Here is a 19,162-nt window from a genome sequence, read left to right as displayed (position 1 = left end):
CTGCATCGGATGATGACAACCGGAATGACCGTGTGTCGGAAAGTTGGATGTTTGAACTGCGTCACACTCGCGGAGCAGGTCGGCACCGAAATATCAATGTGACATTACCGAGGCGAGTGTTTAGGATGACGGGCAGAAGGTCAATAGTTTGGCATAAAGTTTATAGCGAAAAAATATAGCCAATTTATTGACGAATAACCGCGTCAAAGTTGTGCCTCTAATACCTTGAAAGTACGTCCAGACTGGTTTGGCAAACACGCCGTCAAGTCCATGGAAGTTAATTGAATGCGACACCCGGAGAGTCTTCAATGAGCAGTGTTGTGGCCATCGTCAAAAGCATTGTCGGTCAGGTTTTCGCTGTGTCCCCAGAGGGCGTGCGCCGCGTACTCGTTGAAGGCGATCGATTGTTTGTCGGCGATCAGGTAGACACCGGTGCGGCGGGCGCCGTTACGCTTGAACTGGCTGACGGCCGGACCCTGGACCTCGGCCGCGACACTCAGTGGAGCGGCAGCGATCCGGACTCCAGCACTGACCTTGCACAAGCCACTGCACAAGCCGCGCCATCGGTTGAAGAGCTGCAGCAAGCCATCGTTGCCGGTGCCGACCCGACCACAGCCCTTGAAGCCACCGCGGCCGGCCCGACGGCTGCCGGCACAGGCGGCGCGGCAGGTGGCGGCCATAGCTTCGTGATGCTGGATGCAACCGCTGGCCGGGTGGACCCGACCATTGGTTTCCCGACTGCGGGCATCGGCACTGCCGCGTTGGCTGCACAGAACACCATCGGCGGCCAGACGGCCGATACCAGCGCCAACGTGCAGCGCGAATCGACCCTGAACTTAAGCGCCACGCCTACCATCACCGAGGCCGGCGGCGTACTGGTTTACACCGCGACGTTGACCCAGGCTCCGCTGACCGACCTGACCATCACCCTGTCCAATGGCTCGGTGATTGTGATCCAGGCTGGCCAGTTGACCGGTACCGTCAACGTTCCGCTTGCGCCGAACGATTCTGTTTATAACGACCCGACCCAGATCAACGTGTCCGTCACCGGCACCACGGGTGGTAGCGGCATCATCGTCACCCCGCCGACAACCCCGGCCGTGACCCAGGTCACTGACACCGTCGATACCACCACGGTCACCTTGACCGCTGGCGCCAACGTTACCGAAGGCGGCCAGATCACCTACACCGCGACATTGACCAACCCGGCGCAGACGCCGGTCACCATCACGTTGTCCAACGGCTCGATCATCACCATCGACGCCGGCAAAACCACCGGCTCCGTGAACGTCGACACCCCGGCCAATGACGTTTATCAGAACGGCAGCACCGTTAGCACCACGATCACTGGCGCCACCGGCGGCAACTTCGAGAACCTGGTGCCAAACCCGGCTCCGGCCGTGACCACCATTACCGACTCGCCGGACAGCACCACCGTCACACTGACGGCGGGATCTACAGTCACCGAAGGCGGCCAGATCACCTACACCGCCACCCTGACCAACCCGGCTCAAACGCCGGTCACTGTCACCCTGTCCAACGGCTCGACCATCACCATCGAAGCCGGCAAAACCACCGGGGCCGTGAACGTCGACACCCCGGCCAATGACGTTTATCAGAACGGCAGCACCGTTAGCACCACGATCACTGGCGTTACCGGTGGCAACTTCGAGAACCTGGTGCCGAGCACCACGCCAGCGGTCACCGCCATTACCGACTCGGTCGACAACACCGGCCTGAGTCTCACCGCCACCGGTACCGTCGTCGAAGGTGGCCAGATCACCTACACCGCCACCCTGACCAATCCGGCCGGCACGCCGATGACCGTGACCTTGAGCAATGGCTCGGTCATCACCATCGAAGCGGGCAAGACCACCGGCAGCGTGACCGTCGATACTGCTGCCAATGACGTCTACAACAACGGCAGCACTGTCAGCACCACCATCACCGGGACCACCGGTGGCAATTTCGAGCAGCTGACTCCAAGCACCGAGCCAGCGCTGACCACCATCACCGATTCGAAAGACAACACCGGCCTGAGCCTCACCGCCACCGGCACCGTCGTCGAAGGCGGGCAGATCACTTACACCGCCACTTTGACCAACCCGGCCGGCACGCCGATGACCGTGACTTTGAGCAATGGCTCGGTCATCACCATCGAAGCGGGCAAGACCACCGGCAGCGTGACCGTCGATACCGCAGCCAATGACGTCTACAACAATGGCAGCACCGTCAGCACCACCATCACGGGAACCACCGGCGGCAATTTCGAGCAGCTGACCCCGAGCACCGAGCCGGCGCTGACCACCATTACCGACTCAAAAGACAACACCGGCCTGAGCCTGTCGGCGTCCAGCGAAGTGGCCGAGGGCGGTTCGATCGTTTACACCGCGAACCTGACCCATGCGGCCGGCACGCCAGTGACCGTCACGTTGAGCAACGGCGCCGTGATCACCATCGCCGCCAACGCTACCAGCGGTTCTGTCACCGTCGATGCGCCGAAAGACGATGCTTACATCGACGCCGGCAAAGTCAGCGCCACGATCACCACCGCCACCGGCGGCAACTTCGAAAACCTGGTCCCGAGCACTGTCCCGGCAGTGACCGAAGTGACCGACACGATCAACACCTCGACGGTCAACCTGACCGCCAACGGCACTGTCGCCGAAGGCGGCACCGTGATTTACACCGCGTCGGTGTCGGCTGAAGTCACCGGTTCGCCGGTGGTCGTGACCTTGTCCAACGGCCAGACCATCACCATTCCGGTCGGTTCGAGCAGTGCCAGCGTGAACTTCACCGCGCCGAATGATGCCTTGGCTGGCGGTGGTTCGCTGAGCGTCAAAATCGACGACGCCAAGGGTGGTAATTACGAGAAGCTGGAAGTCGACAGCAAGCCGGCGAACACCTCGATTACCGATACGACTGACACCACGACGGTCAGCCTCAGCGCGACTGAGTCGGTCGCTGAAGGTGGTTCGATCGTTTACACCGCGAACCTGACCCATGCGGCCGGCACACCCGTGACCGTCACCCTGAGCAACGGCGCGGTGATCACCATCGCCGCCAACGCTACCAGCGGTTCCGTGACCGTCGATGCGCCAAAAGACGATGCTTACATCGACGCCGGCAAAGTCAGTACCACGATCAGCACCGCCACCGGCGGCAACTTCGAAAACCTGGTGACCAGCCCGGCGGCGGCAGTCACTGAGGTGACTGACACGATCAACACGTCGACGGTCAGTCTGACGGCCAACGGCACTGTGGCCGAAGGCGGCACCGTGGTTTACACCGCGTCCGTGTCGGCTGAAGTCACTGGTTCGCCAGTGGTCGTGACCTTGTCCAACGGCCAGACCATCACCATTCCGGTCGGTTCGAGCAGCGCCAGCGTGAACTTCATCGCGCCGAATGATGCCTTGGCTGGCGGTGGTTCGCTGAGCGTCAAAATCGACGACGCCAAGGGTGGTAATTACGAGAAGCTGGAAGTCGACAGCAAGCCGGCGGACACCTCGATTACCGATACGGCCGACACCACGACGGTTAGCCTCAGCGCGACTGAGTCGGTCGCTGAAGGTGGTTCGATTCTCTACACCGCGAACCTGACCCATGCGGCCGGCACACCCGTGACCGTCACCCTGAGCAACGGCGCCGTGATCACCATCGCGGCCAACGCCACCAGCGGTTCCGTCACCGTCGATGCACCAAAAGACGATGCCTACATCGACGCCGGCAAAGTCAGCGCCACGATCACCACCGCTACCGGCGGCAACTTCGAAAACCTGGTCAAAAGCCCGGCTGCAGCCGTCACCACCGTCACCGATACCCTCGACACCTCGACCGTCACCCTAACGGCCAACGGCACTGTGGCCGAAGGCGGCACCGTGGTTTACACCGCCTCGGTCGGCGCACCGGTCACCGGTTCGCCGGTGGTGGTGACCTTGTCCAACGGTCAGACCATCACCATTGGCATTGGCCAAAGCAGCGGCACGGTCAATGCCGTGGTCTCGAACGATGTGCTCAGCGGCCACGCGCCGTTGACCAACTCGATCACCAAAGTCAGCGGCGGCAACTACGAAAACCTGATCGCCGATAAAACCCCGGTCAGCACCAGCGTGACCGACACCGTCGACACCACCACCCTGTCGCTGAGCGCCACCGGCAACGTCAAAGAAGGCGGCCAGATCACCTACACCGCCACTCTGACCCATGCGGCCGGCAGCTCGGTGACCGTGACGTTGAGCAACGGCGCGACCATCACCATCGATGCCGGTAAAACCACCGGCACCGTGAAAGTCGATGCACCGAAAGACGACGTCTACAAGGACGCCGGCAAACTGGAAGTCACCATCAAGGACGCCGCTGGCGGCAACTTTGAAAACCTGGTCACCAGCCCGACCCCGGCCGTGACCAACGTGGCGGACACCACCAACACCACACACCTGACCCTCAGCGCTGAAAAAACGGTACTCGAAGGTTCGCACATCACCTACACCGCGACCCTCACCAACGCCGCGCAAACGCCAGTGACCGTCAAGCTGAGCAACGGCGAGACCATCACCATCGACGCCGGCAAAACCACCGGTTCGGTGACCATCGCGGCGCCAAGCGACGACGTCTACAAAGATGCCGGCAAGCTCGCTGTGACGATGACGGATGCCAGCGGCGGCAACTTTGAAAAACTCGACATCAGCAAAGCGTCAGTGACCACCACCGTCACCGACACACTCGACACCTCGACCGTCACACTGACCGCCACCAGCAGCGTGGCCGAGGGCGGCACCGTGGTTTACACCGCGTCTGTCGGCGCACCGGTCACCGGTTCGCCGGTGGTGGTGACCTTGTCCAACGGTCAGACCATCACCATTGGCATTGGTCAAAGCAGCGGCACGGTCAATGCCGTGGTCTCGAACGATGTGCTCAGCGGCCACGCGCTGTTGACCAACTCGATCACCAAAGTCAGCGGCGGCAACTACGAAAACCTGATCGCCGATAAAACCCCTGTCAGCACCAGCGTGACCGACACCGTCGACACCACCACCCTGTCGCTGAGCGCCACCGGCAACGTCAAAGAAGGCGGCCAGATCACCTACACCGCCACTCTGACCCATGCGGCCGGCAGCCCGGTGACCGTGACGTTGAGCAACGGCGCGACCATCACCATCGATGCCGGTAAAACCACCGGCACCGTGAAAGTCGATGCGCCCAAAGACGACGTCTACAAGGACGCCGGCAAACTGGAAGTCACCATCAAGGACGCTGCTGGCGGCAACTTTGAAAACCTGGTCACCAGCCCGACCCCGGCCGTGACCAACGTGGCGGACACCACCAACACCACACACCTGACCCTCAGCGCTGAAAAAACGGTACTCGAAGGTTCGCACATCACCTACACCGCGACCCTCACCAACGCCGCGCAAACGCCAGTGACCGTCAAGCTGAGCAACGGCGAGACCATCACCATCGACGCCGGCAAAACCACCGGTTCGGTGACCATCGCGGCGCCAAGCGACGACGTCTACAAAGATGCCGGCAAGCTCACCGTAACGATGACGGATGCTACCGGCGGTAACTTTGAAAACCTGGTCAAAAGCCCGGTTGCGGCCGTCACCACCGTCACCGACACCGTCGACACCTCGACCGTCACCCTGACCGCCAGCAGCAGCGTGGCCGAGGGCGGCACCGTGGTTTACACCGCGTCTGTCGGCGCACCGGTCACCGGTTCGCCGGTGGTGGTGACCTTGTCCAACGGTCAGACCATCACCATTGGCATTGGCCAAAGCAGCGGCACGGTCAATGCCGTGGTCTCGAACGATGTGCTCAGCGGCCACGCGCCGGTGACCAATTCGATCACCAAAGTCAGCGGTGGCAACTACGAAAACCTGGTCGCCGATAAAACCCCGGTCAGCACCAGCGTGACCGACACCGTCGACACCACCACCCTGTCGCTGACCGCCACTGGCAACGTCAAAGAAGGTGGCCAGATCACCTACACCGCCACCCTGACCCATGCGGCCGGCACCCCGGTGACCGTGACGTTGAGCAACGGCGCGACCATCACCATCGATGCCGGTAAAACCACCGGCACCGTGAAAGTCGATGCGCCCAAAGACGACGTCTACAAGGACGCCGGCAAACTGGAAGTCACCATCAAGGACGCTGCTGGCGGCAACTTTGAAAACCTGGTCACCAGCCCGACCCCGGCCGTGACCAACGTGGCGGACACCACCAACACCACACACCTGACCCTCAGCGCTGAAAAAGCGGTACTCGAAGGTTCGCACATCACCTACACCGCGACCCTCACCAACGCCGCGCAAACGCCGGTGATCGTCAAGCTGAGCAACGGCGAGACCATCACCATCGACGCCGGCAAAACCACTGGTTCGGTGACCATCGCGGCGCCAAGCGACGACGTCCACAAGGATGCCGGCAAGCTCACCGTGACGATGACGGATGCCACCGGCGGCAACTTCGAAAATCTCGACATCAGCAAAGCGTCAGTGACCACCACCGTCAAAGACACGGTCGACTCCACGGCCCTGTCGCTGTCGGCCAGCCACACCGTCAGCGAAGGTGGCCAGATCACCTACACCGCCACCCTGAGCAACCCGACAGACACGGCCATGACCGTGAAGTTGAGCAACGGCGCCGTGATCAACATCGCCGCCGGCGCCACCACCGGTTCGGTCAACTTCGCTGCACCGGCCAACACCCCGTACATCGACGGCGGCAAAGTCCAGGCTACGATTGCCAGCCAGAGCGGCGGTAATTTCGAGAAAGTCATCACCGACCATTCGCCGGCGGTCACCACCGTCACCGATTCGGCAGACACCACCGGCTTGAGCCTGAGCGCCACCGGTTCGGTCGCCGAGGGCGGTTCGATCGTCTACACCGCGACCCTGACCAATGCCGCTGGCTCCGCCATGACCGTGACGTTGAACAACGGCGCGGTGATCCACATTGCCAAGGGTGCCACCACCGGTTCGGTGAACTTCGCCGCACCGAAGGATGACGTTTACAAAGACGCCGGCAAAGTCGACGCCAGCATCACCAAGACTGCCGGCGGCAACTTCGAGAACCTGGTGGCCGACAAGACGCCAGCGGTTACCGATGTGACCGACACCCTCAATACGTCGACAGTCAGTCTGACGGCCAACAGCACTGTGGCTGAAGGCGGCACCATGGTGTACACCGCATCGGTCAATGCGCCAGTGACCGGTTCGCCGGTTGTCGTGACCTTGTCTAACGGCCAGAGCATTACCATTCCGGTCGGCGCCAGCAGCGCCAACGTGAAATACACCGCACCGAACGACGCACTGGCTGGCGGCGGTTCGCTGAGCGTGAAAATCGACGGCACCACCGGTGGCAACTACGAAAACCTGGTGGCGAATCAAACCCCGGCAGTCACGTCGGTAACCGACGTCAAAGACACCACCACCCTGAGCCTGAGCGCTACAGATTCGGTGGCGGAAGGCGGTTCGATTGTCTACACCGCGACGCTGACTCACGCGGCCGGCACACCGGTCACCGTGAACCTGTCGAACGGCGCCGTTATCACCATCGCCGCCAACGCTACCAGCGGTTCCGTGACCGTCAAGGCACCGGCCGATGACGTCTACAAAGATGCCGGCAAAGTTGAAGCGACCATCAAGGACGCCAGTGGCGGCAACTTCGAGAACCTGGTGACCAGCCCGGCGGCGGCAGTCACTGCAGTGACTGACACCCTCGATACTTCGACCGTCAGTCTGACGGCCAACGGCACTGTGGCCGAAGGCGGCACCGTGGTTTACACCGCGTCGGTGTCGGCTGAAGTCACCGGTTCGCCCGTGGTTGTGACCCTCTCGAACGGCCAGACCATCACCATTCCGGTTGGCGCCAGCAGTGCCAGCGTGAACTTCACTGTGCCGAACGATGCCCTGGCCGGTGGCGGCTCGCTGAGCGTCAAGATCGACGACGCCAAGGGCGGCAATTACGAGAAGCTGGAAGTTAACGGCAAGCCGGCGGACACCTCGATTACCGATACGGTGGACACCACGACGGTTAGCCTCAGCGCGACTGGGTCAGTGGCTGAAGGCGGCTCGATCGTCTACACCGCGAACCTGACCCACGCTGCCGGCACGCCAGTGACCGTGAACCTGTCGAACGGCGCCGTGATCACCATCGCGGCCAACGCGACCAGCGGTTCCGTAACCGTCAAGGCACCTGCCGATGACGTCTACAAAGATGCCGGAAAAGTTGAAGCGACCATCAAGGACGCCAGCGGCGGCAACTTCGAGAACCTGGTGACCAGCCCGGCGGCGGCAGTCACTGCGGTGACTGACACCCTCGATACTTCGACCGTCAGTCTGACGGCCAACGACACTGTGGCCGAAGGCGGCACCGTGGTTTACACCGCGTCCGTGTCTGCTGAAGTTACCGGTTCGCCAGTGGTCGTGACCCTCTCGAACGGCCAGACCATCACCATTCCGGTTGGCGCCAGCAGTGCCAGCGTGAACTTCATCGCACCGAACGATGCCCTGGCCGGCGGCGGCTCCCTGAGCGTCAAAATCGACGACGCGAAGGGCGGCAATTACGAGAAGCTGGAAGTTAACGGAAAGCCGGCGAATACCTCGATTACCGATACGGTGGACACCACGACAGTTAGCCTGACGGCTACCGATTCGGTCGCTGAAGGCGGCTCCATCGTTTACACCGCGAACCTGACCCACGCGGCTGGCACGCCGGTCACTGTCACCCTGAGCAACGGCGCAGTGATCACCATCGCCGCCAACGCCACCAGCGGCTCCGTGTCCGTCAAGGCACCTGCCGATGACGTCTATAAAGATGCGGGAAAAGTCGAAGCGACCATCAAAGGCGCCAGCGGCGGCAACTTCGAAAACCTGGTCACCAGCCCGGCAGCTGCGGTCACGGAAGTGACTGACACCCTCAATACGTCGACGGTCAGCCTGAAGGCAACACCCACCGCAGCCGAAGGCGGCAATGTGGTGTACACCGCTTCCGTGACCTCGAAGGTCACCGGCAAGGACGTGGTCCTCACCCTGGCCAACGGTGAAAAAATCACCATCCCAGTCGGTGAAAGCACGGCCTCGATCACCGTCAAAGCTCCGAATGACGCATTGGTCGGCCACGAGCCGCTGAGCAACACCATCAAGGATGTGACCGGCGGCAATTACGAGAATCTGGTCGCCGACAAGACCCCGACCTCGACCGCTATCAGCGACACCCTGGACACCACCAAAGTGACCATGACCGCCAGCGGTCAGGTGCTTGAAGGCGGCAACATCACCTACACCGCCAACCTGACGAATGCCGCTGGCAGCGACATGACGGTCAAGTTGAGCAACAGCGAAAGCATCGTGATCAAGGCCGGCGACAAGTCGGGCTCCATTACCGTTCCTGCACCGGCCGATGACGTCTACAAGGACGACAGTAAAATCACCGTCCGCATCGACAGCACCAGCGGCGGCGACTTCGAGAAGCTCGACGTCAACAAAGCCGCGCACACCACCACCGTCAAAGATACGATCGACACCACCACGCTGAAACTCAGCGCAGACGTGAGCACCGTCGGCGAAGGTGGTCAGATCAACTACACCGCGACCCTGAACCACCCAGCGGACACGGCGATGACCGTGACCCTGAACAATGGTCTGGTGATCAACATCAAGGCTGGCGAGTCCAGCGGCTCTGCGTCTTTCACCGTACCGAACAACGTCTACATCGGCGCCGCGGATGTCCTTACCTCGATCAAGGAAACCACCGGCGGCAACTTCGAAAAACTGAACACCGATCCCTCAGTCGTCGTCACCAAAGTCACCGACACTGCTGACACCACCAACCTGACCTTGAGCGCTAGCGGCTCGGTGCAGGAAGGCGGCCAGATCGTCTACACCGCGACCCTGTCCCAGGCCGCCGGCAGCAATATGACCGTGAAGCTGAGCAACGGCGCGACCATCACCATCCTCAAGGATGCGGTGTCCGGCCATGCCAGCGTTGCCGCACCGAAAGACGACGTCTACAAAGACGCGGGCAAAGTTGAAGCGACCATCAAGGACGCCACCGGTGGAAACTTCGAGAACCTGGTCCCGAGCACTGTCCCGGCAGTGACCGAGGTGACTGACACGATCAACACGTCGACAGTTAGTCTGACCGCCAATGGCACTGTGGCCGAAGGCGGCACCGTGGTTTACACCGCGTCCGTGTCTGCTGAAGTCACTGGTTCGCCGGTGGTCGTGACCTTGTCCAACGGCCAGACCATCACCATTCCGGTCGGTTCGAGCAGTGCCAGTGTGAACTTCACCGCACCGAACGATGCCTTGGCTGGCGGTGGTTCGCTGAGCGTCAAGATTGAAGATGCCAAAGGTGGTAATTACGAGAAGCTGGAAGTTAACGGCAAGCCGGCGGATACCTCGATTACCGATACGGCTGACACCACGACGATTAGCCTCAGCGCGACGGGGTCGGTGGCTGAAGGCGGTTCGATTGTCTACACCGCGAACCTGACCCACGCGGCCGGCACACCGGTGACCGTCACCCTGAGCAACGGCGCAGTCATTACCATCGCGGCCAACGCTACCAGCGGTTCTGTCACCGTCGATGCACCGAAAGACGACGCTTACATCGACGCTGGCAAGGTCAGCGCCACGATCAACACCGCCACCGGTGGTAACTTCGAACACCTGGTGACCAGCCCCGCGGCTGCGGTCACCGAAGTGACTGACACGATCAACACCTCAACAGTCAGCCTGACCGCCAACGGCACTGTCGCCGAAGGTGGCACCGTGGTTTACACCGCGTCGGTGTCGGCTGAAGTCACCGGTTCGCCGGTGGTTGTGACCTTGTCCAACGGCCAGACCATCACCATTCCGGTCGGTTCGAGCAGTGCCAACGTGAACTTCACCGCGCCGAACGATGCCTTGGCTGGCGGCGGCTCCCTGAGCGTGAAGATTGACGATGCGAAGGGCGGTAACTTCGAAAAACTGAGCATCGACAGCAAACCGGCGGACACCACTGTCAGCGATACCGTGGACACCACCAAAGTGACCATGACCGCCAGCGATAACGTGGTCGAGGGCGGCACGATCACTTACACCGTCAACCTCAGCAACGCCGCCGGTACTGACATGACGGTCAAGCTGAGCAATGGCGAGAACGTGGTGATCAAGGCCGGCGACAAGTCGGGCTCCATTACCGTTCCTGCACCGGCCGATGACGTCTACAAGGACGGCAGCAAGATCACCGTTGGCATCGCCAGCACCGACGGCGGCAACTTCGAGAAGCTCGACGTCAGCAAGACCACCCACACCACCACCGTCAATGACACCACCGACACCACTACGCTGAAGCTCAGTGCCGATGTGAGCACCGTCGGCGAAGGTGGCCAGATCGTCTACACCGCCACGCTTAGCCACCCGGCCGACACGGCGATGACCGTGACGCTGAACAACGGCTTGGTGATCAACATCAAGGCCGGCGAGTCCAGCGGTTCGGTGCCGTACACAGTGCCAAATGACGTCTACACCGGCGCGGCGCCTGTCAGGGCAGCGATCGCGGACAGCACTGGCGGCAACTTCGAACAACTGGACACCGATCGCTCGGCCGTCGTGACCAAAGTGACGGACACTGCTGACACCACTAGCCTGACCTTGAGCGCTAGCGGCTCGGTGCAGGAAGGCGGCTCCATCGTTTACACCGCGACCTTGTCCCAGGCCGCCGGCAGCGACATGACCGTGAAGCTGAGCAACGGCGCGACCATCACTATCCTCAAGGATGCAGTGTCCGGCCAGGTCAGCGTTGATGCACCGAAAGACGATGCCTACATCGACGCCGGCAAAGTCAGCGCCACGATCAGCACCGCTACCGGCGGCAACTTCGAGAACCTGGTCACCAGCCCGGCGGCGGCAGTCACTGAGGTGACTGACACGATCAACACGTCGACGGTCAGCCTGACGACCGCCAACGGCACTGTCGCCGAAGGCGGCACCGTGGTTTACACCGCGTCCGTGTCGGCTGAAGTCACTGGTTCGCCGGTGGTCGTGACCTTGTCCAACGGCCAGTCCATCACCATTCCGGTCGGTTCGAGCAGCGCCAGCGTGAACTTTGTTGCGCCGAACGATGCGTTGACCGGTCACGCACCGCTGACCAACTCGATCACCAACGTCAGCGGCGGCAACTACGAAAACCTGGTGGCCGACAAAACGCCGGTCAGCACCAGCGTGACCGACACCGCCGACACGACCAATCTGACGCTGAGCGCCAGCAACTCGGTCGCTGAAGGCGGCTCGATCGTCTACACCGCGAACCTGACCCACGCGGCCGGCACGCCAGTGACCGTCACCCTGAGCAACGGCGCGGTGATCACCATCGCCGCCAACGCTACCAGCGGTTCCGTGACCGTCGATGCGCCGAAAGACGATGCCTACATCGACGCCGGCAAGGTCAGCGCCACGATCACCACCGCTACCGGCGGCAACTTCGAAAACCTGGTCCCGAGCACTGTTCCGGCAGTGACCGAGGTGACTGACACCATCAACACCTCGACGGTCAGCCTAACGACCAACGGCACTGTGGCCGAAGGCGGCACCGTGGTTTACACCGCGTCCGTGTCGGCTGAAGTCACTGGTTCGCCGGTGGTCGTGACCTTGTCCAACGGCCAGTCCATCACCATTCCGGTCGGTTCGAGCAGCGCCAGCGTGAACTTTGTTGCGCCGAACGATGCGTTGACCGGTCACGCACCGCTGACCAACTCGATCACCAACGTCAGCGGCGGCAACTACGAAAACCTGGTGGCCGACAAAACGCCGGTCAGCACCAGCGTGACCGACACCGCCGACACGACCAATCTGACGCTGAGCGCCAGCAACTCGGTCGCTGAAGGCGGCTCGATCGTCTACACCGCGAACCTGACCCACGCGGCCGGCACGCCAGTGACCGTCACCCTGAGCAACGGCGCGGTGATCACCATCGCCGCCAACGCTACCAGCGGTTCCGTGACCGTCGATGCGCCGAAAGACGATGCCTACATCGACGCCGGCAAGGTCAGCGCCACGATCACCACCGCTACCGGCGGCAACTTCGAAAACCTGGTCCCGAGCACTGTTCCGGCAGTGACCGAGGTGACTGACACCATCAACACCTCGACGGTCAGCCTAACGACCAACGGCACTGTGGCCGAAGGCGGCACCGTGGTTTACACCGCGTCCGTGTCGGCTGAAGTCACTGGTTCGCCGGTGGTCGTGACCTTGTCCAACGGCCAGTCCATCACCATTCCGGTCGGTTCGAGCAGCGCCAGCGTGAACTTTGTTGCGCCGAACGATGCGTTGACCGGTCACGCACCGCTGACCAACTCGATCACCAACGTCAGCGGCGGCAACTACGAAAACCTGGTGGCCGACAAAACGCCGGTCAGCACCAGCGTGACCGACACCGTCGACACGACCAATCTGACGCTGAGCGCCAGCAACTCGGTCGCCGAAGGCGGCTCGATCGTCTACACCGCCACGCTGACCCACGCGGCCGGCACGCCAGTGACCGTCACGTTGAGCAACGGCAAGGTGATCACCATCGCCGCCGACGCTACCAGCGGCTCCGTCACCGTCGCCGCGCCGAAAGACGATGCCTACATCGACGCCGGCAAAGTCAGCGCCACGATCAGCACCGCTACCGGCGGCAACTTCGAGAACCTGGTCACCAGCCCGGCGGCGGCAGTCACTGAGGTGACTGACACGATCAACACGTCGACGGTCAGCCTGACGACCGCCAACGGCACTGTCGCCGAAGGTGGCACCGTGGTTTACACCGCGTCCGTGTCTGCTGAAGTCACTGGTTCGCCGGTGGTGGTGACCTTGTCCAACGGCCAGACCATCACCATTCCGGTCGGTTCGAGCAGTGCCAGCGTGAACTTCATCGCGCCAAACGATGCCCTCGTCGGTGGCGGTTCGTTGAGCGTCAAGATTGATGATGCCAAGGGTGGCAACTTCGAGAAGCTGGAAGTCGACAGCAAGCCGGCGAACACCTCGATTACCGATACGACTGACACCACGACGGTTAACCTCAGCGCGACTGAGTCGGTCGCTGAAGGTGGTTCGATCGTTTACACCGCGAACCTGACCCACGCGGCCGGCACTCCGGTGACCGTCACCCTGAGCAACGGCGCCGTGATCACCATCGCCGCCAACACTACCAGCGGCTCCGTCACCGTCGATGCGCCGAAAGACGATGCCTACATCGACGCCGGCAAAGTCAGCGCCACGATCACCACCGCCACCGGCGGTAACTTCGAGAACCTGGTCAAAGACCCGGCTGCGGCAGTGACCAACGTCACCGACACCCTCGACACGTCGACCGTGACCCTGAAAGCCACCGAGTCGGCCGCTGAAGGTGGCACCGTCACTTACACCGCGACCGTCGGCGCGCCGGTAACCGGTTCGCCAGTGACTGTGTCTTTGGCCAACGGCCAGACCATCACCATCGCAGTCGGGCAAACCACCGGCACCGTGAGCACCCTCGCCCCCAACGACGCGTTGACCGGTCACGCACCACTGACCAACTCGATCACCAACATCAGCGGCGGCAACTACGAAAACCTGGTTGCCGACAAAACACCGGTCAGCACCACCGTGACCGACACAGCCGACACGACCAACCTGACGCTGAGCGCCAGCAACTCGGTCGCTGAAGGCGGCTCGATCGTCTACACCGCCACCCTGACCAACGCCGCCGGCACACCCGTGACCGTCACCCTGAGCAACGGCGCCGTGATCACCATCGCCGCCAACGCCACCAGCGGTTCCGTGACCGTCGATGCGCCGAAGGACGATGCTTACATCGACGCCGGCAAGGTCAGTACCACGATCAGCACCGCCACCGGCGGCAACTTCGAGAACCTGGTACCAAGCACGACTCCAGCAGTGACCAACGTCACCGACACCTTCGACAAAACCGAAGTCAGCATCACCGGCAGTACCTCGGTAACCGAAGGCCAGGCCGCCAGCTACACCGTCAGCCTGACAAACCCGGCGCAGACTGAAGTCACCCTGAAAATCACCTACAGCGGCACCGCCGCCGACGGTTCGGACTTCACCGGTGTGTACACCGTGAAGATCCCGGCGGGCGGCAGCAGCGCGAGCTTCAACGTCGCGACCCTGGACGACAGGATCACCGAAGGCACTGAAAACTTCGTGATCAAGATCGACTCGGCCACCGGTGGCAACTTCGAGAACCTGGCGATCAGCGCTTCCAACGGCAGCGTCAGCACCTCGATCATCGACAACGACGCGCCGCCGGTGCTCGACCTGGATGCCAACAACTCCAGCGGTGCTACCGGTGCCAACTACAACGTGACGTTCACCGAAGGCACCACCGGCCAAGGCGTATCGATCGGCGACACCGACCTGAAAATCACCGACCCGGACAGCACTCTGCTGACCGGCGCGACGATCGTGCTGACCAACCGTCAAGATGGCGATGCTCTGAACCTGGGCCTCAGCGTCAACGGCATCACCATCAATGCCAACAGCACGAATGGCACGGTCACGCTGACACTGTCCGGCAACGCGACGCTGGCCGACTACATGCAACAGATCAAGAACATCAGCTTCACCAACAACAGTGAGGACCCGAGCAGCGTGCCGCGGATCATCACCGTGACGGTGACCGATGGCAGCAACTACTCCAACACCGCGACCACCACCGTCAACGTGGTCGGCGTAAACGACGCACCGATCGCCGCACCGGTTAACGTCACCGGCACCGAAGACACGCCGCTGATCCTCGGCTGGTCGACCTTCGGCGTCAGTGATGTTGACAGTGCCGCCGCTAACCTGGGCGTGAAAATCACCCAACTGCCGGGTGTTCACCAGTTGCAATATCTGGACGGCGCGACCTGGAAAGACGTGACGCTCAACCAGACCTTCAGTAAGGCCGACATCGATGCCGGCAAGCTGCGCTTCATGCCTGGCACCAACGAATCCGGTGCCAACGGCTACGGCGGCACCGAAGTGGGCAACATCAAGGCCGACTACGCACAGATCAAATTCCAGCCAACCGACGGCTCGCTACTGGGCAACACCGGCACGATCAAAATCGACATCACACCCGTGGCCGACGCCCCGTCCCTGAGCGTTGCGGACAACAGCGTCAAATCCACAGGCCTGATCAAGGAAGTCTGGACGGGCCTGCCACTCGGCACCGATGGCAGCGGCGCAGCCACCGGCACCCTGAAAAGCGTCATCGACGGCGCGGGTAAACCGAACTCCAGCGGCACGGTGACCAACGTGCAGTCCGACGGCAGCGTCGCGGCTGGCACGGCATCGAAAACCTCCGGGCTGATCTACCTCGAAGCCGGCAAGACTTACACTTTCAGCGGCACCGGCGATGACAGCCTTTTGGTGACCATCGGCGGTAAAAACGTGGCGGCCACGACGTGGGGCGCGGGCGGCAGTCTGAACGGTTCGTTCACCCCGACCACCAGCGGTTACTACACCCTGGACATCTACCACCACAACCAGAGCGGCCCGGGTAACTATGACGTCAACCTGTCGGTCAACGGCAGTGCCGCGGTCGACCTGAGCAGCGCCGGCGTGCCGCTGTACACCGGCGTGGCGGATCTCGCCGCTTCCGGCGTGACGGTGTCCGATTTGCACGGCACCAGCGGCGAAGGCTACTACGAAGGCTACAAACTCAATGAAGCCGCGGAAGGGACCAGCGTTCATCTGTCCGCGATCAAGACGGCCCTGACTGATATCGACGGCTCCGAAAGCCTGAGCGTGAAAATCAGCGGGATTCCGGCGGGCTCGGTACTGACCGATGGCGCCGGCCACACCTTCACCGCCAGCGCGACCTCCGGCGAAGCCAACGTCACGGGCTGGAACCTCGGCTCCCTGACCGTCACGCCGCCACCGTACTACAACGGCCAGTTCAACCTGACCGTGACCTCGACCTCCACCGAATCGCTCGGCGGTTCGGCGCAAAGCACCGCGACGATCCCGGTGACGGTTTACCCGACGGTCTACAACGCTGTCACCGCCACAGCTGCCAACGACACCATCACCGGCACCGACGGCAACGACATCATGGTCGCCGATATTGGCGGGCTGACCGTGGTGCCGGGCACCAACTACAACATTGCGTTCATGGTCGACAGCTCGGGCAGTATGAGCGCGTCGTCGATCAACTCAGCCAAGGACTCGCTGACCTCGGTGTTCAACACCCTCAAGCAGAGCATGGGCGGCAATTCGGGGACGGTGAATATCTTCCTGGCGGACTTCGACAACCAGGTCAACAAGTCGGTGTCGGTGAACCTGAACGACCCGAATGCCCTGACCTTGCTCAAATCCGTTCTGGACTCGATGTCATCCGGCGGCGGCACCAACTACGAGGACGTGTTCAAAACCACGGCCAACTGGTTCCAGAGTGCCGACCCGATGGCCAACACCGGTGCGAAGAACCTCACGTACTTCATCACCGATGGCAAGCCGACCTACTACCAGAGCGGCGAGCAAACCAACCCGACCTTGTTCGGCAATGTGAAGCTCGATGACGTCATCACCACCTCCAATTACAAGTTGGGGCAGACTTATTCCAACTACCTGGACAGCACTCACTACCTGACCATCGACAGCGCCGGCAATGTCACGCTGCAGACTCAGAAAAACTCGGGGCGCTGGAACAGCGACGAACTGGGCACCCTCCATGCCGAGGGTAACGGCACGTACGAGCTGTCCTATCGCGATGGTACCGGCAGCAGCACCAGCTGGGATGCCATCGACAACTCCACTGACAGCTTCGCGCTGCTGGGCAAGGTCTCGACGGTAGAAGCCATCGGCATAAACAAGGACGTCACCCTTGCTGATCTGAAGCCATACGACTCGGATCAAACGCCACAAACCAACATTGACCCGAAAGACCTGGCCAACTCGATCATCGGCCATACCGAAGCGACGATGCCAGGTGCCGACACGGTCAATGGCGGTGACGGCAACGACATCCTGTTCGGCGACCTGGTGAGCTTCAACGGTGTCGCCGGTGAGGGTTATCAGGCGATGCAGGCGTTCGTCGCCCAGCAAACCGGCGTGGACGTCAGCAAAGTCACCACCAGCAACGTGCACCAGTTCATCACCGAGCACTACACCGCGTTCGATGTGTCCGGGGCGCATGACGGTAATGACTCGCTGCTGGGTGGTGCCGGCAATGACATTCTCTTCGGCCAGGGTGGCAACGACCTGCTCGACGCCGGCAAGGGCAATGACATCCTGCTCGGCGGCTCGGGTAATGACTCGCTGATGGGTGGTCAGGGCAACGATATTCTGATCGGTGGTTCAGGTGCCGACACCTTCGTCTGGAAGGCTGGCGACACTGGCAGCGACGTGATCAAGGACTTCAAGGCCAGCGAGGGTGATCGCATCGACTTGCGCGATCTGCTGCAGGGCGAAACCGGCAGCACCATCGACAATTTCCTGAAGATCACCACCGTGGATGGCGTTTCGTCCCTGCAAGTCAGCTCCGCCGGCAAGTTCAACGGCGCCGACGCCGCAGCGGCAGCACCAGATGTGACGATCAAACTGGAAGGCAACAACTGGTCCAGCGCCAACATCAACTCGTTGATTGCCGGCAGTGACCCGACCATCAAAATCGATCACAACAACACCTGACCCAACGAAAAACGGCCGCCCTTATGGGGCGGCCGTCACGTTTGCGCCCAACACCCCGGTGACGATTTCGTCGCCGCACCGCATACTCGCGTCCAGTTGGCCTATGCTGCTGACAGCATGACGCGGGTCCATTTCCGAGGGATGTTCAATGTTCTACGTGCAACGCGATGCGCAAGGTCAGTTAGTGCGCGTGGAAGCCGCGGCCTACGCCGAGGCCACGGAAACACTGCCGGCCGACCACCATGAAATCCAGGCCTGGTATGCCAATGAAGTAGTGGAAACCAGCCTCAAACAACTCAAGCAGAGCGACCTGGAAATGATCCGGGTACTCGACGACTTGATCCAGGTGCTGACCAGCAAAGGCGTGATCCGCGTCACCGACCTGCCGCCGGCCGCACAAGCCAAGCTGATGGACCGGACCCAGGCCCGTGAAGCGTTGGGCGGGTTGAGTCAATTGATCGATGATGATGAGACGGGGTTGATCTAACTCCCACCTTCTTCGTTGCCTGCGCTGA

General features: G+C 61.8%; 2 protein-coding genes. Both read left to right on the top strand.

Going from position 1 to position 19,162, the window contains the following annotated elements:
* Positions 1-308 precede the first annotated feature (308 nt).
* A complete protein-coding gene (locus tag ACYZTZ_RS28785; RefSeq protein WP_462000387.1) occupies positions 309-18,647 on the top strand; it encodes a LapA family giant adhesin in 18,339 nt (6,112 codons plus the stop codon).
* A gap of 148 nt (positions 18,648-18,795) precedes the next feature.
* A complete protein-coding gene (locus ACYZTZ_RS28780) occupies positions 18,796-19,134 on the top strand; it encodes a hypothetical protein (protein ID WP_056745772.1) in 339 nt (112 codons plus the stop codon).
* Positions 19,135-19,162 lie beyond the last annotated feature (28 nt).

Source organism: Pseudomonas sp. LB3P58 (genome assembly GCF_054897895.1).
Note: the sequence above shows the minus strand (reverse complement) of the source record. Positions and strands in the feature narration are given on the sequence as shown.

Excerpts from the sequence above, each read along its gene's own strand:
- ACYZTZ_RS28785 (WP_462000387.1), top strand. The coding sequence starts at position 309 with ATGAGCAGTGTTGTGGCCATCGTCAAAAGCATTGTCGGTCAGGTTTTC.
- ACYZTZ_RS28780 (WP_056745772.1), top strand. The coding sequence starts at position 18,796 with ATGTTCTACGTGCAACGCGATGCGCAAGGTCAGTTAGTGCGCGTGGAA.